The organism is Clostridium sp. BIOML-A1, from assembly GCF_009874105.1.
Taxonomy (GTDB): Bacteria; Bacillota; Clostridia; order Lachnospirales; family Lachnospiraceae; genus Coprococcus.
Genome location: NZ_WWTL01000013.1, coordinates 33,843 through 55,449, shown reverse-complemented (window position 1 = coordinate 55,449; position 21,607 = coordinate 33,843). Strand labels below are relative to the sequence as shown.

The window sequence follows — 21,607 nt, the reverse complement described above, 5'->3', positions numbered from 1 at the left end:
CCTCTCCGTTTTATAACACTTTTCTAATTGACAAAGCCAAGCATATACTATAGGGTAACCCTATAGTCAAGTGTAATTTTGAAAATGAAAGGAAATTCAAATGAATAAAAAGATATATATGACGACCGGCGAGTTCGCCAGGATCATGCGAATAACAAAAGAAACCCTGTTTCATTATGATGAGATCGGTTTATTTCAGCCGGAGCTCACCCAGCCAAATGGTTACCGCTATTATTCGATCTATCAGACTGAGATTCTTGACACCATCCTTCTATTAAAAGACCTAGGTATGCCGTTAAAAGAGATCAAACAGCAGCTTGCCAACCGTGATCCGACAAAGATGCTCCATATATTAGAAGAACGTGAACATCAGATCAATACAGAGATTGCCAAATTACGCTCCATGGAAAAATGGATCTCGCAGCAAAAGAGCAAGATCCATTTCGCTATGCAGATCGATCCGACAGCCATCTTTATTGCTGACTTCCCGGAACGCTACTATCTCTATGCAGAAGCACCAACCGCTACAGATGCTGAACTGTATCGAAAAACCGATGACCTGATCAATCTTCTGCTAACGGTCGGTTCTACTTTTAAAAATGATTATGATATGGCATATTTCCAGCATGCTTCCCATATCGAATCAGATAAGTACGCTGTCTATGATAATGTCGCCCTGTTGTTAGATAACAAGCCTTACGGGCTTCCTGTCCATACCTTGCCTGCAGGAAAATATCTCACCGCCTACCACACCGGTCACTGGGATACGATCGGCGATACTTACGACCGCCTGATGACCTTTAAACATGAGCACAACATACATACTTCCTCTGAATATCTGGAGCACAATGTTATAGACAGCTTCACTGCCGAAGACCCGCAAGACTACATTACCGAGATCACTGTAGCCATAGAAGCATGATCTACATTTTTATATAAGGGTTCCGCTTAAAACTTCTCAAAGAAATGATATTCGTACAGGTTAGTCAGCTTCTTACCTGTCAGCGCCGCATAGGTACGGAGCAGCGAGGATGCACAGCCTGCCACACCGACATACAGTCCCGGATAACTGACAACTCTGGTCGGGATCGTTCTCCACCAACTGTCATACCAGGTACGGAGTCCCGGTGTCCGGTGATCTGAATCGGAAAGCATTACATCAGCAGTACGGATCATATAATCATAGAACTCTTTCTCCCCGGTATATTCATACATGGCAGCAAAATGCTCCAGAATACCTGCTGTTCCACAGCACTGGCACTGGCAGTTCCAGAAGCCCCAGGAATGTTTCTCCGGCGCACCGGCACGGACGATACCACGCGATAATTCGATCGTCCAGTTCCGGTAGATCTCCTCTCCGGTAATCTCATATAATTCACGAAATGCCAGCGTACTTCCAACCGGGCCATGACATGTACTGAGATAATATTTGTCATACGTCGGACCTGTTACCGGATGATCCTGATATGGAATCAATCGTCCGGTCTCATCTCCAACTGCGATATTCATTGCATATGTAAGTCCTTCCTTTGCCAACTCCAGATATTCCTCTTTCTTTGTATCCTGGTATAAGGCTGCAAACATCCATGCCGTTCCAGTCGTTCCATGTGACCAGTTCGGAAATGTCGTATCCTTCTCAAAATCGATCATCGACAGATCAAGCAGCTTCCAGAACTTTCCGCTATTTGGCGCAGGAAGAGCATCCTGAGCGATCCGGTCTGCAGCCGCACATGCTGTATCCAGATATTTCTTTATACCGGTCTTACGATAAAGGATATCTAAGAATACGATAAATCCGCCATCTGCGGTGATATCCTCCTGATCACTCCAATGCAGTCCTCTCTCATCGGTTACTGCTGCTTCAAGCAGGACATCCGCAACATATAATACATAATCCCGATATTCCTGTTTTCCTGTCACCTGATACAGGTCTTCAAGGAAATATGCCTCACCAACCGGACCATTATAAGGGCCTGCCGCCCAGCCCGGAACCGGAATAATACCCTTTACTTCTGAATGAAGCGTCGTCTGATACCATTCCACTCCAACCTTCGTTGCAATAATATGCGCCGCTGCTTCCTCCGCCTCAGTCAGCCAGCGTGTGTCTCCGGTTGCTTCATACAACCGGATGAAGAAAATACCAATACCTGCCGAACCATCATACATACTCTTCGGCGTAAATAACGGAACATCCTCCCGGTATCCATCCTGTCCTTCCGGCAGAGCCTGCCAGATCCTGCCATACTCCGTCTTAATTGCCAGCGTATCGATCCATTCCGCCGTATCAATCGCCGCTTTTAAATAATCTTCTGCTGTATTCTTCTGAAAAATCTCCGGTGTGATCAACTTTGCCATATCTTCGTCTCCTTTGTAACTTTATCATATGCTATAAAAACTTCTCACTCTGTCCCAGTTTATCTCGCTGCTTATTATCTCTTTCTCCAGTTATTCCTATTTCAGTGCTTTTATTTCCTAGTATTTCTATATGATAATTATACATGTATTTTCAAATTAAGCAAGCCTTAAAATCACATCCAAACTATAACTATACTATTAAGTGTCCTTTCCATTACATTTTGTATCGTGTTATATCGTTCTCCCCTTATTTACGAACTCTCATAAGGGAAAATAAGGGAAAGAAAATCTGGTAACAAATTATAGAAATGGCGCTAGAATATTGGGACTTGATATGATAAGATTAACGGAAATACTTTATTTGAAAGAGGTGAGAACGATATGAAATATATCCGAGATAATTACTCAGTACAGTTGATGTAAACTGTTGGCAGATTGTGCTGAGGTGAAAATAAACTTGCTAGCAGTCGTTAACTGTACTGTCCAAATGATTGAACTACAATATATAAAGGAGTACAGTTATGCGCTATATAAAAGAAATTCTAAAGAATAACAGAATATGGGTATTAGCTTACATTGGACTAGGTATATTTAATGCATTTATGGCTAATTACAAGACGGACTATTTTCAGAAGGTTATTGACGGATTGGCGACTGGAACACTTACATTTGCAGGAGTTATAACCTACGGTCTTATTTTGCTGGTAAATTATTGTATGAACTATCTGGATAATTATCCAGAAAAGAAATTGGAGTATGGTATTTATCTGGATTTTAAGCTTTTGTCGCTTAGAAAAATAAGTACAATCGATTATACGGAATATCAGAAAATAGGTACTGGAAAACTTGTTCAAAGGATCGAGAATGGCTCATCCGCAGGCAGAAATGTAGTATTCAATTTCTGGTTACGTTTGATTCGTGATTTACTTCCTACCATTGTTTTTAGTGTATATTTTATTTGGAAGATTGATAAAATAATTACTTACATTTTGTTTGTAGGCTATATGCTTATTTTTATAATAACCAATATTCTACTAAAGTTTCTATACAAAATAAAAGAAAAGATTTTGAACAGTGAGGAGCTATTCAATCATTTTCTGGTCAGGGGCTTTATGGAAATGTTGGTATTCCGTATGAGCAAACAGTTTCCGAGTGAAATAAAGAAAACTCGTAGTGCCAAAGAGAATATTGTATCATCAAAAGTAAAAATGAATATGATTCATGAAGCATTTTTTACAATATTTGCGCTACTTGTAGCAATGTTAGATATTGGTATTTTATTTTACGCATGGAAAACAAAAAATCTTACAGTGGGTTCTATAGTTGCACTCATTGCGCTGATTGAAAATGCTTACACGCCGATCGCTATTTTTAATGTACTTTATGTTCAATATAAATTGGACAAGGCGTCCTATAAGAGATTTGAAGAATTTTTAGATTTAAAAGATGATAATCAATTAAGAAATGGTAACGCAATTAATACGGACATTGGTGAAATAGCGATAAAAAACTTATCGTTCCAATATGAAGAACGGAAAATTATTGATGATTTGAGTCTATTCATAAAAAGGGGACAAAAAATAGCTTTTGTAGGAGAAAGTGGCTCTGGAAAATCCACTGTGATTAAGATATTACTGGGATTACTAAAATACAATCAGGGAGAAATCTGCTTAGGTGATATGAAGTTAAGTGGAATTTGCCTTAATAATTTGTATGACAAAGTTAGCTATATATCGCAGGATGTTCCCGTTTTTGATGGAACAATAAAAGAAAATCTGGTATTTGAAAAGAACGTGTCAGAAGAACAAATGCTGGACGCATTGAGTGAAGTGCAACTATCTCATTTGGTTGAGAATCTTGCGGAAGGCTTAAATACTGAAATTGGTGAGAAAGGTACCTGCTTATCAGGTGGAGAAAAACAAAGACTTGCTTTCGCCCGCTTGTGGTTTGAAAACCCTGAACTTGTCATTTTGGATGAAGCAACATCTGCAATGGATAATTTAACAGAAGAGATTGTAATGAAATCGGTTATGCAAAAAATGAAAGATAAAACGGTCATTGCGATTGCACATAGATTAAATTCCATTGCCGGTTTTGACAGAATTATTCTCTTTAGAGAAGGGAAGATTGTCGGACAAGGGACTTTTGAAGAACTATTACATACAGATTCTTATTTTAAGGAATTGTATAATGCGAATGTGCAATAATAGTATTTGTTACATTTGAATTTGTAAAAAATTTAAAGTGGCTGGCGCTCTTGCATTTTAGTGTTCGAACGACAGCCACCCAACAAAAATTCACACTATTTTAAGCGAATAGTTTTTGCTTTTGTAGATATTTGAATTGCCTTTGTACTCATATTTTTCACAGATGCATTATCTAGTTGATCATCCCCTGTAATGAATATCAGTGAGATTTCCGTTATAAAATACAGCTTGCCAGCATGTGTGGGCGCATGTTTGAGCCGGAGGCGAGTTTGCGCAGGAGCATATGCGAATCAGGCAAACTACTGCTCATCCTCCAGCATCTCCCGGTCCTTCTCCATCTCCTGCACAACCCCAAACGCCGACAGCTCATCCGCAAATTCTTCCATATAATCTTGATAATGCTCCATCAGCTCTGCCTGAACCGCATCCACGCCCTTCTGTTTACCCAAATGACGCTTCTTATCCACACCATGCTTCCGGCTTTGGCGCATCCCCGGATATTCCTGATCTGCAGTCCTGTTTCTTCTATTAAATAACATATCCCATTCCTCTTTTCATACAAAAAGAAACCACCATGCATATAAGCCATTCCGGCTTCCTTTCTTTATAAAAGAGTATCGACATCCAGAGAGCGATTTATACCATTCCGTCTGCTGCATCAATTAAACATAAATAAAAACCTGGGGGAAATTGAAATTATGTATAGAAACATCATAAATAAAAATTTTTAGGGAAATTAATTATAGAAAGGGCTTGAGCCCCAGTAATTAATACTGAGGCTCATTCTTAAAGGAGAGGTCATGGAGGATTCCAAAAAGGGGGGGTTTGGGGGGGTTTGGGGGTTATGGGGTACATTACATCGTAATATAGGGATTATACGAATTCGTGCATTGGGAATCCTCCATCATATCTATTCAAATGTTAAGTAATTGTCTTTTTTATACTTACTACACTGTAGTAACTTCTTTCAAGATGTTCGTTTTTATTTCCTGTCCATCTCTTATGGTGCTATGATAACAAATCATTTCATATTTGTAAATATTGCATAATAAATAAAGTTTTCCGGGTTTTATGGTTCTTTTTGCACAAATTTTACTAAAAATGAAATATTTATGATTATTTTGACCGATTCTGCCTGTCTTGTTTTGTTAAATTTACTACTTCTTTACTTATTCAATCAAATTCAATCACAGCACTTTCATTTTGCGTACGACGTTTTTCGACATTTAACGACCCGGCGCATCCGATTTTTTGTGAATTTATTGTGAAAAATGCCATTTTTAAAAAATTTTTGAATATATGTATCGCGTAGCGTTTTCTTTTTTATTTTAACAATATCTATCCGGCATAGAATTTCGTCAAAAAGTTTTTTAGCAATCGAAAAAAGGAGCTCAAATCTGAGCTCCCCGTTCTTCGAACTTTATACTATGCAAAATTAAGACGTCTGTCACAATCTTACTGACCCCGTGTTCGGAATCCTCTTCTATCGCGCCAGACGCTTTACACAATATATACGTTTCATTCTGTTTTGTCAAGAATAATTTTAAAAAGTTAAGATTCTCTCTACAAATCTCTCTTTACAAATATACCCAATAATTTTATCATTCTACATAGAATTCAAAGCACACGTCACACCGGAACAGGAGGAACAGCAGCATGAACACCGATTTCTTATTACAGGGTCATTTAAATGATCTGGCAAACAAAGCCTACCAAAAGAACATTTACACATTTACTAATTTTTTGTCTGCATCCGACCTGGATATTTTTTATAGTATGCTACCGGATATTTCTCATATTCCATATGAGATTTTCGGAGGAAGAGACGGCTGCGACCGTGTAATGATACGATTCGGTTCCGAGGACACAACAGGTTATGATTTGCCCTTTCCTATCACGATTTTACAAATTACTCCATTGATGGACAAATTCTCAGATGAATTATCTCATCGTGATGTCCTTGGCTCTCTGATGAATCTTGGTATTGAACGTGAGATGACCGGAGATATCATCATGAAAGCATCATCCAGAAGCGGCATCCGAAACACAGCCTATGTCTTCTGTGTGTCTTCTATCGCTGACTATATTTCCGAGAATCTGACCCGCATTAAACATACATCCGTGCGCTGTATCCCATGTCCGGACTCAGCTCTACCTGACATCACCTCTACTCTTGAAGAATGTCAATGCATCGCTGCATCCGAGCGAATCGACGCTGTGATTGCAGCTGTTACCAAGTTATCCAGAAGCCAGACTGTTATCCTGTTTCGGGAGAAAAAAGTCTTTCTCAACAACCGTGTTCTGGAAAATAACAGTTACACACTAAAACCGGATGACACTTTCTCCATCCGTGGCTACGGCAAATTCATCTATAAAGGCTGTGGCAAAGAGACACAGAAAGGACGCATCTACATCACCCTGGAAAGATATGTGTAGACACATATATAATAAGCAGTACAGTCCGTATAACACAGCCTGTACTGCCCATTTTGACATCTTATGAATTTTTAATTTTACATCCTGTCAAATCCATTCTTATCTTCCCGCATCCGGCGCCTGAATACCGGAATTACAAATGTCCGACAGCTGTTATCTGTATATGTCTCGCTACCCTCCTTTTCATCTGTTTTCTTCGACAGCCTTTCATATCTGCCGACACCCACACTATACACAAAAAAGGAGCATTTTTATCACAAATGTAATAAATGGTATGTCTCAATGTAACTTTTGGTAAGTAAGCTCCAAAATTATCATTACTATGTACTCGCAATTCGTCCTTTTTATATCCATCGTTCCATTATAATAAGCAACAATTTCCCTCATGATATGCAGTCCGATTCCATGCATTTCAGAATTTGCCACTCCATTTTTTATACCCGGAACAAACGACTCTCCACATCCGTCAGAAGATCCGGAATCTGTTGATCTGTTTTCACATTCATCCACGGTATTTTTACAATGAATCAGAAGATTTTGCCGATCATAAACCATCTTGATCCAAATCTGTCCTCCTAGTCCGGTATGACGAATCGCATTATCCAGTATATTTCCAAGCAGCATATTCAGATGATAGTCACTGATTGCAAGATCTGTCGGTATTGAAGTCTCCATCGTAAGTCCGATCTGCCGCTGATCCGCTTCCGAACGCTTACAGGAAAGAATGGCATCTGTCATAACATGACCACTTATAACCTCACGCGACGAAGTGATCTGGATCACGCGGTCATATTCCTGTTCCAGCTTTTCATATTCGCCCCGTTCCAGATAAATCCGTTCTAACATATACTGCTTCTTCAGATCATGCCGAAAACGCCTGTTTCTTTCCCAAGCTTCTCCAAGCGAATGACAATAAGCACGATACTGTTCTGCCTGTCTCTGAATATTCCAGACAAATACTGTCGAACTTCTCTCATTTCTTGTTCTCATATAGAGATCCTGCGCCATCAAATTAATACTGTAGACAGCCATGGTCATCCAGACTATCCGACACCTTGTATTATCCATAAAAAAAGCTCCTATAACCACCATGGACATACATGGGATCAACACAGCCTCCAGCCAATCAGAAAAATACAGATGATGATCCAGACGATCTGCTTCTATAAATAATTTTTTTGTTTCAATTTTTTGAAATCTGTTATTATATCGATTAAGTAAGAATTTGTAGATTAGAATATAGATCTTTATAAACAGACACACCAGCAAATTTGAAAGAATAATGCGATACATCTCTATCGGGACAGCCGGTCTTCCCTTCATCTTTTCAAGCCATCCATGTTCTGCAAATACAACATGGATGAATATCTTTGCAATAACCTGCATTAATACAAGATAAACCGAGGTCAATAAAGCTTTTTTCTCTGCACTATCAAAAAGTAATTTAAAAAATAAAAAGTACAAAAAAAACAAACTTACAAATACCAGATTTTTATATATTGATATCATGCGGGAAATAATGCAGTAGACACACAACCATATCATTTCCAGCATGATCTCTGTTGTACTTTTATATTTCGACCGATGATATAACGCATGCCCCAAAGATCTTATATTCCAAAGATAGAATAGATCAGACGCCAGCGTGATCATCCGGATCAAAAATTCATTCCTTCCAGCCACTTTGTATAGTACTCACGCACCCGGCTTCTTTTATCCCGGCTGATCATCAATTCCACGCCATTACTCATACCTACGCAAGTATAGGAAATCGTTCGAATATGATTCGTATTTACGAGAAAAGACCGATGGATCCGAACAAACCTCTGCTGTCTTGTTCCAAGATACTCCTCCAGATGTTCCAGCTTGTCATAAAATTCATATGTCCCGGAAGTGCAAAAAGCTGTTATCATACGCTTGTTGCTTTCCAGATAAACAATATCACCAATTTTGATAGAATAATAAACTCGATTCTGACAGAATGTTAGAAGCTCCGTGTCATTGACAACACGCTCTAAAACCTGATCTAATGTTAAAAGAAGCCTGTCTGCCGCAACCGGCTTATCAAGAAACTGAAAAGGCTGAACATCAAAAGCCGCCTTATAATATTCACTATACGCAGATATAAAGACAAGAATAATGGATGGGTATTTCTCCCGTAGTATTCCTGCTACCCGAATCCCATCCATTCTTGTTAATTCAATATCCAGAAAAACAATATGAAACATTCCGGCATCTTCCGTTCCCAGCAATAATGCTTCTCCATTTTGATAAGAATATAGCTGATAATTAAGATTTTTCTGTTCCATATGTTGTGTAATTACACTCTGCATCTCTGTGAGCATAACTGCATCATCATCACAAATTGCTATTTGTATCATTTGTCCCCCCCGATTATATTTATCTGATTACCGACTATTTGGTTATATCCATAAGCATGATCAGCTTATCAAGAACCGCCAGTAACTGTTCTGTCTTTGCAGTACCAAACCGCTGAAAAGATACATATTTCTCCAGTTCTCCGCCTTCGACCTTATAGTCATAGCTTATACTATCCTGAAGATAATAATCTGCGGGAACATCAAATGCATTCACCAGCTTTACAAAACAGTCCAGGGAAACATCTGCTTTTCCTGTCTCAATCCTGCTGATATATTTATCTGCAAGACCGGTCTTTTCTCCAAGTTCAGCCTGAGTCATCCCATGTTTCTTTCGGATCTCTCTAAGACGTTGACCAAACATCTATTTATCGATTCCTGCCAAGTTGTCCACTCCAATTATGTTTATTCTATAATGTGTACAAAAGCTACTCTTGTATTCTGTCAAAAAAAGTCACATTATAGAACAACCTGACAGGGCAATTTCTAACTGAACGTGGAATTTATTTCGTATTTTTCTATCTGTTTTATAAAGTTTCCGCGCGCTGTTTGATATTTTTCTTGAAATTGATAACCTTATGGTCATATTCCTGATCCATATATTTGGAATTGATCATAAAATCAGCAGTTGATTTATTATTTGCGATCGGAATATCATATACCTGTGCAATACGAAGCAGCGCTTTTACGTCCGGATCGTGTGGCTGTGCCGTCAGTGGATCTGAAAAAAAGATCACCATATCGATCCTGCCTTCTACGATCTTGGCTCCGATCTGCTGGTCACCGCCTAAAGGACCGCTGTTATATCCGCGAACCGGCAGTCCGGTCTTATCTGCGATCATCCGAGCTGTTGTTCCGGTTCCGCAAAGAAAATGATTCTTCAGTATGTCCTTATTGTCATTGCACCACTCGATCATCTCAGCCTTTTTGCTGTCATGTGCGATCAGTGCGATATTCTTCTGTCTTTCAATCGTGAGTGTCACAAAATCATCTGTCATATAAGATCTCCTTTCTGTCCAAACCTGCAGCTTACCTGCCGAAAATTGTTACTGTATTACCGGCCATCAGATTTTCAGCAAGTCTCTGTTATTTTGTTATACCAAGCTTATGTGCTTCATCCGCAACTGCCTTAGCTACCACTTTTGCTACTCTGTCATCAAACGCACCCGGAATAATGTACTCTTCATTTAATTCCTCATCGGTTACGATAGATGCAATAGCTTTTGCTGCTGCCATCTTCATTTCTTCTGTAATACCTGTTGCCTTCGCATCCAGTGCTCCACGAAAGATACCGGGAAATACCAGAACATTGTTGATCTGATTTGGATAGTCGGAACGTCCTGTCGCCATAACACGAACGCCGCCCTTCTTTGCTTCCTCCGGCATAATCTCCGGTGTCGGATTCGCCATAGCAAATACAATTGGATCTGTGGCCATGGATGCTACCATCTCTGCCGTTACGATATTCGGAGCCGATACACCGATAAATACATCCTTGCCCTTCATGATCTCCGCAAGATTTCCAGTCTGTCTGTCTTTATTTGTAATCTCTGCCATATCTGCCTGTGCCGGATTCATCCATTCCTGACCCGGACAGAGAGCACCCTGCTTATCAACCAGAACTACGTTTCCGATACCTAGCTGAAGAAGCAGCTTGCAGATAGAGATACCCGCTGAACCTGCACCATTAATTACAACATTTGCTTTATCGAAATCCTTACCTACCAGCTTCAGTGCATTGATCAGACCTGCGGATACAACGATAGCTGTTCCGTGCTGATCGTCATGGAATACAGGGATATCCAGTTCTTCCTTTAATCTTCTCTCAATCTCAAAACATCTCGGTGCTGATATATCCTCCAGATTGATACCGCCAAATACAGGAGCGATCCGTTTTACGGTTTCTACAATCTCATCTACATCCTTTGTATCAAGACAGATTGGGAATGCATCCACTCCACCGAATTCTTTGAACAGGATCGCTTTGCCTTCCATAACAGGAATCGCAGCTTCCGGTCCGATATCGCCAAGTCCGAGAACTGCAGTTCCATCGGAAACAACCGCTACCATATTGCCCTTACATGTATATTTGTATACATCAGCCTTATTGTCACGGATCTTTCTGCATGGCTCTGCAACACCCGGTGTATATGCTGTACTTAAGTCGTCTCTGTCTTTGATCTTAACCTTTGAGATGACCTCAACCTTTCCTTTGTTTTCCTCATGCATCTTTAAGCTCAGGCTATTGTAATCCATTTGTATAACTCCTTTATTCATTGATTATTATATCTGAAGCCATCTTCTATATGGCCATCATATGTATATTCATTCACAGGCACGTTGTAAACTCAGAAATTTTTTACATATTCATACCACTTCCAAGAATTGCCAGTCCGCCTGTTGCCGCTATGATCAATACTACTACTAAAATTATAATTGTAACACAGAAATAAGATCTTGCAAAATTCTTCAGGTTTACATTTTTTGTTCCACCAAGTGCAAAAACAATCAGAATGATAAATCCTATTATAGGAATCATAAACAAAATCTGATATCCAAAATATCCCCACATGGAAATCGGCTGAAATTCGTAAGGCAGATTTTCTTTTGTTATTCTCTGATTATAAACAACCTGCTGTGGAGGTGTTGTATATGCCTGCTGACTATACAAATTCTGCTGTCCATATGTTCCAGCATTTTGTTGAGCATATGTACCTGCATTCTGCTGTCCATATGTATTCTGATTCTGCTGAGTATACATATTACTCTGCCCATATAATGCCGCTCCACATCCCTGACAGTACTGCTGTCCATCTGCATTTTCTGTTCCACAATTGTTACATTTCATCTCTCTCATCCCTCCTGGTGATCATCTTATCAGCCATTAATCTTGCTATATCTGTTACTGATATAATCAACAGCCGATGTTTTTGCATATATTCTGGTTTTTGTGAATATATTATATAGATATAATAACATAAATTGCTGGCATATAACAGCAATTAATACCACAAAATAATATGGAGGATTTCAATGAATCAGTCTGTTAAACACAACTTTTTTATCTGGAGTGTTTTCTCTTCCATCTGTATTGTGATACTTGGAAGCGGCTGGCATTTTCTATATGCCATCTTAGAGAAAAGTAATCTGGTCGCTTGGTGCACACCGATCAATGAAAGTATCTGGGAGCATCTGAAGCTTACCCTGTATCCGGTGCTCATCGTTATGCTGATTCTTTATGGTCTGCATTTTATTCCCTGTGGACCTTCGATCCATAAAGTGATCCTGATGATCTCAGCCAGCGTCTGCATCTCAGATCTGATCATTGTCAGCATCTATTATGTGTTCTCCGGCGGATTCGGACTTACCGGAATGTCTATCGACCTTACAGCCTATGGCATCGGTATTCTGGCAGGACAGCTTCTAAGTGTGATTCACCTGCTTTCGCTCCACCAGATTCCAAAATGGGTGTATAGTATCGGTTATATTCTTCTGATCGGACTTATCATTATTACAGCTGTATTCTCTTATAATATCCCAGATCTCCCGCTCTTTGTTCCGCCTGATCAGACGGTATGAAAAAAAGGTGACAGTCAACCCACAGCAGGTGGATGGTCAATTGACTCATTTCGATTTCTATTTGATGCTCATGCCTGATTCGTAAAGGCTCCTGTGCCAACTCGTCCTTTGGACTCAAACAAGCACCCGCCTTTACTGGCAATGTGCTTCAAATAACGAAATCACCATTAATGTCAATTGACCATCCACCTGCTGTGGGTTGACTGCCACCTTTTTCATACAAATACATACAAAAACCCAGATGCATAAGCACCTGGGTCTTTGTATGTATTTAATTTTAGATTATTATCGAAGTATTCTGTAAATATTCGAGGTTTCCACACCTGCCATATAAAACGCCATTTTATATAAAATCTATAAATAAATTCTACTGAAGGATGAGCAAATATTTATGCTCCCGATGCAACTGCATCATTCAAATCTTAGATGTATGGTACAATATTTCAAAAGATGTGAAATGTTATACCGCAATGGTACATATTATATAAACTCCTGCTTATAACGAATCTAAACAAGTGGCATCTGTAACAGTCACTGCCTGAACAGATACTATGTTGTACCAATCCTTCCAACAATTTCTAAGCGTCTATGTGATATAGCCTAATGCCCTTGAAACACTATCTATATCTTGTGTTTTTGAACAATCCTAGCAGAACATAACCGGTAATCTAATACCTACGTCCCGATACTTCAATCTATGCCGAACCGGCATCCGTGTGGGGACTTGTTTCAAGTTATATCGATAAGGCATCCCGTGTGGAAACAACTTCCCAATCATGTATGCTGCTACGATAAAACTGTTCTTCAATTGTATCCAACGGAATCTCCTCCTTCCTTGAACTTCCGGAAAACATTTTTTACTTTTGACCAGTTTCCGTGTACCGGACCTCGATCTGTTTATCCGGGTGGCATCTGTTTGATGACCGTTCTTTAATGTATCTTTATTATATGTGATAATACCCGATTTGTCAACATTATTTTTTGACAATTTAATCATTTTATTGTATTTATTTTGTCTTTTTGTGTTCATTTATTGCATTGTGGTATTAATTGCATATATTGTATATTTAATTAAGGCTCTGTCGAACAATTCACATCTATTTGCATTATAAACCAATAAATATACCATTCAATTCCAGTTGATATATGCCTGCGTTTATTATCCATTTTCATCTGCTACACACATTTGACCGTCCGAAAAATTTGCATAAAAATTAAGTTGACTTTTCCCCTGTGCAGTGCTAGACTTTTAGAAAAATCAAAGGCTATGACAGGAAGGAGTACTTAAGCAAGTGTTACTTCAGAGAGCAGGCGGTTGGTGTGAGCCTGTAGAACATCTTAAGGAAGCAGTCCCCGAGCTGTGATTGCGAAATAGGTTTTAGATTAGCAGTCAACGGAAGGTTCCACGTTACAGGAACAACGGTTAAGAGATCTGGCCGTACAGAGTGCAGGAAGTTTTTTCCTGAAGTTAGGTGGTAACACGGACTATAAAATGATAAGTTCGCCCTAAGCAAAATTTATTTGCTTGGGCTTTTTTATTGTCATCTTATAAAGTCCGGCAGATTCCCATAACAACAGTTTCCTGTACAAAAATGGATTCTTAAGGTTGCTTAACTTCCGGTTTTGGGAGCCGGATAAATTCTTATAAAGAGAGGTATATCGCATGAGAACATACGAAAAATCAACGAAACTCGATAACGTTTGTTATGACATAAGAGGTCCTGTTATGGACGAAGCAAACCGCATGCAGGCAGCGGGCATTGATGTTCTGAAACTGAATATCGGAAACCCTGCACCATTTGGTTTTCACGCACCGGATGAAGTCATCAAAGACATGTCTTACAATCTGAGAGACACCGAAGGATATTCCGATTCCAAGGGCTTATTCTCCGCGAGAAAGGCTATCATGCAGTATTGCCAGTTAAAGCATATTCCAAATGTCGGAATTGACGATATCTATACCGGAAATGGTGTAAGTGAACTGATCACCATGTCTATGCAGGGACTTTTAAATAATGGAGATGAGATTCTGGTTCCTTCTCCTGATTACCCATTATGGACAGCTTCTGTCACACTGGCAGGCGGTACTGCTGTTCACTATATCTGTGATGAACAGAGTGACTGGTATCCGGATATCGATGATATGAGAAGTAAGATCACTCCAAATACAAAGGGTATCGTCGTGATCAATCCAAATAACCCAACAGGTGCCTTATATCCAAAGGAGATTCTGGAACAGATCGTTGATCTTGCAAGAGAATTCGACCTGATCCTGTTTGCAGATGAGATCTACGACAGACTGGTTATGGATGGCAGAAAGCATGTTGCACTCGCATCTCTGGCACCGGATGTATTCACGATCAGCTTCAATGGTCTGTCCAAATCCCATCGTGTAGCCGGTTATCGTATCGGATGGATGTGTCTGTGCGGCAGAAAGGATCATGTAAAAGGCTACATCGAAGGTCTGAATCTTCTGTCTTCAATGCGCCTTTGTTCAAATGTTCCTGCACAGAGTATCGTTCAGACTTCTCTGGGCGGTTATCAGAGTGCCGATGAACTTCTGCTTCCGGGCGGACGAATCTACGAACAGCGTGAATATATCTACAACGCCCTCTGTGACATTCCCGGTGTATCCGTTGTGAAGCCAAAAGCTGCTTTCTACATATTCCCGAAACTGGATCAGGAGAAGTTCCATATCAAGGATGATGAGAAGTTTGCCCTTGATCTTCTCCGTGAGAAGAAGATCCTGATCACCTGTGGTACCGGCTTCAACTGTACAGACCCGGATCATTTCCGTATCGTATATCTGCCGAATATCGTGCAGCTTAAAACCGCTATGGGAAGAATTGCTGATTTCTTAAGCTACTACCATCAGTAAACCTATTCGAACGCAAGTGTTTTGCGTAAATGCAGAAAAAGCTTATAGACTATAATATGCATGGGGCTATTGTAAAACAATTCTAACATTTTAGGCAAAATGAAAGAGATTATTACTGTTATGAAGTAAGCCTTATCCGAGGCCGGTACTTAGGTTGCGTCCTTTGCAACCTTATGTACCACTGCACGAGGATTAGAGCGCAAGCGTCTTACGGAATAATATGTAATAATCTCTTTCATTTTGGTTCTATACCTGCTTTTGGGGTTATAAATCTGTTTGACAATCATATCAGAACAAATGCCGAACATACCTTTGTGTAGCAAACCTATTCGAACGCCGGTTCTTAACGAACTGCATAAGCAGTGAGTTTAGCACCGCTGCGTGAGAATCGAACGCAAGTGTTTTGCGTAACAAATGGTATGTTCGGCATTTGTTTGTACGGTATAACACCTTATATAAAGTCGAAGGTTGCCTGCTGGTAGGTGATGTCCTGATATTCCAGTTCCTCCTGCGAGGTCTTGCTGGTGTAATCGACAACAACCGTCTGCTGGCGGTTACCGACCATCTGCTGGCCAAGAACGTAGTTCACATCAAATTTGCCGGTGATCGCCGGAGTTGCGCCACGGGCAGGAACGATCAACTGCACATGATTAGCTGCAAGCATGGCAAAGATCGGCTCCCAGATATATACATCCTTTGCCGCACCAAACGGATTATCGATAAAGATCGTCTTTGTAGAGATCTCGCCCTCTGCGCCATAGGAATACATACCTGCAATATAGTTGATGATCGCAACCAGAAACTGAATGTAGATACCCTGTGACTGTCCGGTACTACCAACCGCTTCTTCATAACGAAGATACCGGCTCTGCTCCTTGATACGCTCTCTCTTATATAGTTTCAACTTGATCGCATTCATGTCTGTGACCATTACGCCAAATAACCGCTTCAATGCAAGGCAGTCACGGATATAGCGAACACGCTTCCGCTCATCCTCATAGGCATCTGCGCCTTTTACGATATCGTCAATATAATCAGACATGCGCTGTGCAAGAAATTCTTCTTTTACATAAGGAATCGTCAGATCGACCATACGGATCACTTCTTCTCCGACGGTAATCTTCGATAATTTTGGAAGCTTCTCAAGCTCAGTCTTTACATCCATACAACGCTGTAAACACTGACTGCAGAAATTCTCCTTGATCGCAACCATATCTTCGATTCCCTTTTCCACTCTTTCCTTTTCCAGATCGATATAGGAAATGATCTGTAACAGGCTTTCAAGCAACGCCTTTGCATCATAGTAGTTTTCGGGTATGATGACATCTCTGCGGATCGTTTCTGCCATCTCGAATACACCCATTTCGCTGAGTGCTTCCGCTGTCTGTCCCTTGAACCGCATCAGTTCATTTCTTGTCTTTTCCAAATTCTTGCGGCTTCTGTCATATCGTAACAGACTGGTCTCAAATGCCTGTCGCAGCTCCTCTTTTCCGGCTTCTAACAGCTTACCGTTTTCTACATTAATGTCATTTGTATCTACGATACGTTTTACATCTTTATAAAGCTCGATCATATAGCCCTGCTCTTTGTTACAGGTCTCATATTCCTCTGCTGTCTTCTTATAACTCTGTTCCAGCTCGGCAAGGATCTGATCGCCCTGTGTGATCGCCTGCTCTGCTTCACTTAGAGAAATCTGTTCTTCTGCATATGCATCTTCACCATAAGTCTTTTTCAGACTGGCAACCGCATATTCGATATTTCCTTCCAATCTGCCGGAAGCCTTTGATACATTCTTCAGTTCTTCCGCCATCGATGCTGATACCAGTTCCAGACGCATCAATTCATCAGAAAGTGCCTGCAACTGCTGCTCGGATGTGGCAAATAACTGTGTCTGTGCTTCCAGATCCGAAAGCTTCACGCCACGCTTCTCGATCGTATGCAGAATACGATCCATTGACTGTGACAATGCCTGAACCAGCTTCTTCTTATCCTCTACATCCGGTGCATTTTTATTTGCTACTGCATACATCGCCATAAATTCTGTCTCTAGCACTTCATCAGAGATCGTAAGGATCTCGATATCCCGTCTGGATACATCTTCCGTTTCCTGTCCAAGTGCCACCTGAATCTTCTGCTTTGGATCCAGTGACACATCCACTTTTCCATCCTCCGGGTAATAAGGTTTGAAATAATTCTGCCATTTATCCTGTATATCCTGAATACTGTTTGCGATCGCAAGCATCCGTGCTTCCGTCTCGCTCACTGTTGTATTCCATCTGACTGCATCCCTCTTCAGTTCTTCGATCTGTCCGGTGATCCGCTGCTCTTTCTGAACATTCTCCGTATAACGGACTTCTTCCTCAACTGCCAGATTAGAAAGCTCCTTAATACGAAGCAGGATCGATTTGTCTTCCTCCAGCTCATGCAGCTTTTCTTTTACGGATGCCTCATCTTCTTTCTGATGCGTGATCCGGCTTGTCCGTTCTGCTATACGATCCTGAAGCTCACGGACCTCATCCTTTTTATTTAACAGATCCTGATTCAGCTTTCGTTCAATATCTGCCGCATCCAGGTGCCTCTCATCTGCCAGATGACCGACAAATGCCAGATCTTCCCGGTAGGTCGCAAGCTTCTCATCGATCATCGAAATCTCATCCTCAAGACCACGAATCTGGATCGTCAGTTCTTCTTTTAACGATTTCAGAATCTCATCGTCTGTGAAATATTCGCCTTTTCTGCAGACCATAACGGCATTTTCGTTTAAGGTAACTGCCTTTTCGGACAGGTCATCCATATCGTAGATTAAAACCATCTCATTGTCCGTCTGAATCGAATCCAGATTGATATCTTCGGCTATATCAGCGAAATTCTTCACGACTACTCCATACGGAAGTGCTCTGTTTTTCTTCAAGATCTCCGTCCGCTGCTCCGGCTTAAGTGCTGCCAGATAATCAGCTCCGTGCATCGCCATATGTCCATGTCTGGTCACGATATAATCAATAACTGCCGATGCTCCTGCACTCGGTCCGAATAAACGTCCGGATTCCAGATATTTGCGTCTTTCGAGCAAACGTTCAATCTCCTGTTTTCTGGTGATCGTCTCGGTCAGCGTTCCTGTGATCCTTGCATTGATCGCATCTATGATTTCTTCTGCTTTCTCTACACTATATACCGCCATAATGCTTTCTAACTTCTTAGCTGCCTGACGATATTCCTCTGCATCCAGATGGCTCGTCTCATATTCTTTTTCCAGTGTTTCCAGACTGTTTTCCGCAAGTGACAACCGGTAACGGTCTTCAAATACCTGCTCCTGATCTTCCCGGATGCTCTCTGCAAGTGCCCGTAAGGATGCCTCTAGTTCTTCTGCCTTTTCTTCGGATGCTTCGATCACGTTTGCCGCATCCGACACAACAAGCAGGGCAACCTGTGAGGTCAGCTCGGATATCTTGTTATTTAAGGACTGTAATTTGTCCGAAGCTGCCCTCCGGTTGTCTCCGGATACGGCCAGCTCGATCTCGCCCTCTTTGATGCATTTTGTGCAGTAATCAGCTTCTTTCACCGCATGTTCATGCGACTGTTCGACCTCCTCCTTTGCCAGAAGAAGCTCTTTCAAATGTGCATCATCCCTGAGCTTTCTGTTATAGGCATAGACCGTCATCTTCTCGCGGTCTGCACCGGTATTCTGTAAGATATGATCGATGATCTTCTGGTTCTCGGATAACTGTTTCTTATCTTCCAGATAACCCAGATAATCATTGATACTTTCTTTCATATTCATATCCTGCTTTAATGCCGATACCTGTCGTTCATTTTCAGCAAGATTTGCATTTAACTGCTCTGACTTATCCCGAAGCTCTTGCAGACGGAAACCATCTCTGGTGATCTTCAGATTCTCCAACCGCTTCTTCTGACTTTCCTTCTGTTCAAATGCAGTCTGTTTTGCTACAAGCAGTTCTTCCAGATGTTCATTTTCCCTCGATGTCAGTTCTTTTCCCGTCACATAGATATCCGCAAGCTGCCTTGTGATATCTTCGTGTGCCTCGTACTGGTTAATACAGGAATTGACCTTTGCCTGCAGGACATTGATCAGCTCGATCTGATGATCGAAGTTCGCAATATCCCTCTTCTTCTGTGCCAATACGTTCAATTTATCCTTAATGTCAAGCAGAGTTTCTGCCATCGTGCTCTCATCCCCATCCCTACCGGTACGGGTCAGAAATGCTTTCTCTATGATCTCCTCGATCAGCAGATCCTCTACTACTTTTCTGGTCGTCTTATAATTCGTCTCAAAATAAGTACGGACATGACCCTCTGTCTTATTGATTCCACGGATGATCTCCCAGTGGCTCTCATGCAGACCATATTCGCTGATGAACCGCTGGTACTCCCCTTTCCGCTCAAACAGACGCACTTCAAGGCTCATATCCTTATGTCCAAGCTCCTTAATGTAGGATTTTAGACCACTGTATGTAATTCTTTCATTACCATTTGACAATGGAAGATTAATGATATCGTTCTTATTGTAATCCCGATAGAAAATGCAGTAATTGAAATATTCGATCGCCGCCGTCTGTCCGTCCTGTGATGCTCCTTCATCGGATTCCTTTGCTTTTCTAGCACAGAAACCGGTCGTCATGTAACGGTATCCGTCCTTGATATCCGCATCGTCTAATTTCCATTCGATCAGGGAATGAATAGTCGTATTGCCACCGCCATTCCGGAATAATTTCTCGATCGGCTGCTTATCATCTAACGTACAATTCGGTATCAGATTCTGAAGCAGAAGAAGCATCAGCACACTCTTTCCTCCACCATTTGCAAGGTCATAAAGCGTGTTCTTGCCATACATCCGCATCGAAAAATCATCGTACTGCTGTGTACCAAAATTGTATTTTACATTATTCACTCGTATTCGGTTAATGCACGGCATCCTCTTCACCTCCAAGCAGCTGATACAGACGTCCCCTGTATTCTTCAAAGTAATTCTCACATAACGCCTTGAACCGATCGGTCGGATAGTAGCGTTCTTCGTTCTCGACAAATAATTTCTGGCTGACCATAAAGTTAAATGTCAGCTTCACATAACCGGATTTGGATGCCTTTGACGCCTTCGTCTTTTCTCCGTCATAGACTGCATGACTGACTGCCGGAAGCTCATCCCACAGCAGTCCAACCGCTTTAAAGCTCTCTGCCCCGACATCCTCTGCGGAAAATACAGACAACCGCTTCGTCACATCTGCCAGATATTTGTCCGCCTCTTCAATCACCTTTTCCAGCTTAATAAATTCACGGAACTGATAGCTTCCGGAATCTTTATAAAAATACAGCAGGATCACATACATGAGGAAATAGCACAGGAACAATTCTTTATTCAGCCGCAGTCCAAGTATGCGCTTCATATCGTCATTTGTATAACCAAATACCCGGTTGCCTTCACCCGGAGTGATATAAAGTGCTTCATTGTATTCGTAAATACTCAGATTCAGTTTCTTTAACAAATTGCCTACAATCTCGTAGACCTCTGCATTTCCATAATAATCTTCGTACAGAGCACTGTTTTCTCTGCTTGCTTTCGCGATCGTTTCGCCCTGTATCAGTCTGGCATAGATCTCAATCGCCTTATCCAAATTTCTGCTGTCCATCTTTTTTCCTCACATGTATTTTTATCATTGATGTTTGAACAAAATATCTATTCATATATTTGTCTGTATATATTGACTTTGTCAATCAGGGGACGCTTTCGCTCGTTGAGTCCTGCAGCGGTACTAAGATGC

General features: G+C 40.9%; 15 protein-coding genes and 1 other annotated feature. Of the genes, 5 read left to right on the top strand and 10 right to left on the bottom strand.

Going from position 1 to position 21,607, the window contains the following annotated elements; all coding sequences use genetic code 11:
• Positions 1 to 100 precede the first annotated feature (100 nt).
• Positions 101 to 922 (top strand): MerR family transcriptional regulator, encoded by an 822-nt coding sequence (locus tag GT641_RS10605; RefSeq protein WP_161117495.1) that lies wholly within the window; start codon positions 101 to 103, stop codon positions 920 to 922.
• A 26-nt stretch (positions 923 to 948) separates the two neighbouring features.
• Here the strand turns inward: GT641_RS10605 and GT641_RS10600 are convergent, their stop codons facing one another.
• A complete protein-coding gene (locus tag GT641_RS10600) occupies positions 949 to 2,355 on the bottom strand; it encodes a lanthionine synthetase LanC family protein (protein ID WP_161117494.1) in 1,407 nt (468 codons plus the stop codon).
• A 521-nt stretch (positions 2,356 to 2,876) separates the two neighbouring features.
• On the opposite strand from GT641_RS10600, the gene GT641_RS10595 reads away from it, so the two are divergent.
• Positions 2,877 to 4,562: an ABC transporter ATP-binding protein gene (locus GT641_RS10595; protein ID WP_161117493.1), complete on the top strand. Its 1,686-nt coding sequence runs from the start codon at positions 2,877 to 2,879 to the stop codon at positions 4,560 to 4,562.
• 299 nt (positions 4,563 to 4,861) lie between these two features.
• Here the strand turns inward: GT641_RS10595 and GT641_RS10590 are convergent, their stop codons facing one another.
• Positions 4,862 to 5,101 (bottom strand): hypothetical protein, encoded by a 240-nt coding sequence (locus GT641_RS10590; RefSeq protein ID WP_161117492.1) that lies wholly within the window; start codon positions 5,099 to 5,101, stop codon positions 4,862 to 4,864.
• A gap of 1,117 nt (positions 5,102 to 6,218) precedes the next feature.
• On the opposite strand from GT641_RS10590, the gene GT641_RS10585 reads away from it, so the two are divergent.
• Positions 6,219 to 6,998 carry a YlmH/Sll1252 family protein gene (locus tag GT641_RS10585; protein ID WP_161117491.1) on the top strand — a complete coding sequence of 260 codons (780 nt, stop codon included), beginning with the start codon at positions 6,219 to 6,221 and terminating at the stop codon, positions 6,996 to 6,998.
• Between the two features lie 279 nt (positions 6,999 to 7,277).
• On the opposite strand, the gene GT641_RS10580 is transcribed toward GT641_RS10585, so the two are convergent.
• The 6 genes from GT641_RS10580 to GT641_RS10555 all read right to left on the bottom strand — a co-directional run bounded on the left by GT641_RS10580 (position 7,278) and on the right by GT641_RS10555 (position 12,224).
• Complete coding sequence (locus tag GT641_RS10580) at positions 7,278 to 8,408, bottom strand: GHKL domain-containing protein (protein WP_161117490.1); 1,131 nt, start codon at positions 8,406 to 8,408, stop codon at positions 7,278 to 7,280.
• 248 nt (positions 8,409 to 8,656) lie between these two features.
• The gene (locus GT641_RS10575; protein WP_008402496.1) at positions 8,657 to 9,379 is read right to left on the bottom strand and encodes a LytTR family DNA-binding domain-containing protein; all 723 of its coding nucleotides are present in this window, start codon (positions 9,377 to 9,379) and stop codon (positions 8,657 to 8,659) included.
• A 34-nt stretch (positions 9,380 to 9,413) separates the two neighbouring features.
• On the bottom strand, positions 9,414 to 9,740 hold the full coding sequence (locus GT641_RS10570) for a helix-turn-helix transcriptional regulator (RefSeq protein WP_161117489.1): 327 nt from the start codon (positions 9,738 to 9,740) through the stop codon (positions 9,414 to 9,416).
• A gap of 163 nt (positions 9,741 to 9,903) precedes the next feature.
• Complete coding sequence (locus GT641_RS10565) at positions 9,904 to 10,374, bottom strand: methylglyoxal synthase (RefSeq protein WP_008402494.1); 471 nt, start codon at positions 10,372 to 10,374, stop codon at positions 9,904 to 9,906.
• 88 nt (positions 10,375 to 10,462) lie between these two features.
• Positions 10,463 to 11,632 (bottom strand): NADP-dependent malic enzyme, encoded by a 1,170-nt coding sequence (locus tag GT641_RS10560; RefSeq protein WP_044945978.1) that lies wholly within the window; start codon positions 11,630 to 11,632, stop codon positions 10,463 to 10,465.
• A gap of 103 nt (positions 11,633 to 11,735) precedes the next feature.
• Complete coding sequence (locus GT641_RS10555; RefSeq protein ID WP_161117488.1) at positions 11,736 to 12,224, bottom strand: zinc ribbon domain-containing protein; 489 nt, start codon at positions 12,222 to 12,224, stop codon at positions 11,736 to 11,738.
• A gap of 185 nt (positions 12,225 to 12,409) precedes the next feature.
• Between GT641_RS10555 and GT641_RS10550 the strand changes: the two genes are divergently transcribed.
• A complete protein-coding gene (locus GT641_RS10550) occupies positions 12,410 to 12,955 on the top strand; it encodes a DUF6512 family protein (RefSeq protein WP_008402490.1) in 546 nt (181 codons plus the stop codon).
• Between the two features lie 1,258 nt (positions 12,956 to 14,213).
• Positions 14,214 to 14,467, top strand: a binding site (T-box leader).
• A gap of 151 nt (positions 14,468 to 14,618) precedes the next feature.
• On the top strand, positions 14,619 to 15,833 hold the full coding sequence (locus tag GT641_RS10545; protein ID WP_008402485.1) for an aminotransferase class I/II-fold pyridoxal phosphate-dependent enzyme: 1,215 nt from the start codon (positions 14,619 to 14,621) through the stop codon (positions 15,831 to 15,833).
• Positions 15,834 to 16,284: 451 nt separating this feature from the next.
• On the opposite strand, the gene GT641_RS10540 is transcribed toward GT641_RS10545, so the two are convergent.
• Positions 16,285 to 20,763, bottom strand: a complete 4,479-nt coding sequence (locus tag GT641_RS10540; protein ID WP_161117487.1) for a hypothetical protein — start codon at positions 20,761 to 20,763, stop codon at positions 16,285 to 16,287.
• Positions 20,750 to 21,475, bottom strand: coding sequence for a DUF6063 family protein (locus GT641_RS10535; protein ID WP_161117486.1), 726 nt, complete (start codon positions 21,473 to 21,475; stop codon positions 20,750 to 20,752). The genes GT641_RS10540 and GT641_RS10535 overlap by 14 nt, the downstream gene beginning before the upstream one ends.
• Positions 21,476 to 21,607 lie beyond the last annotated feature (132 nt).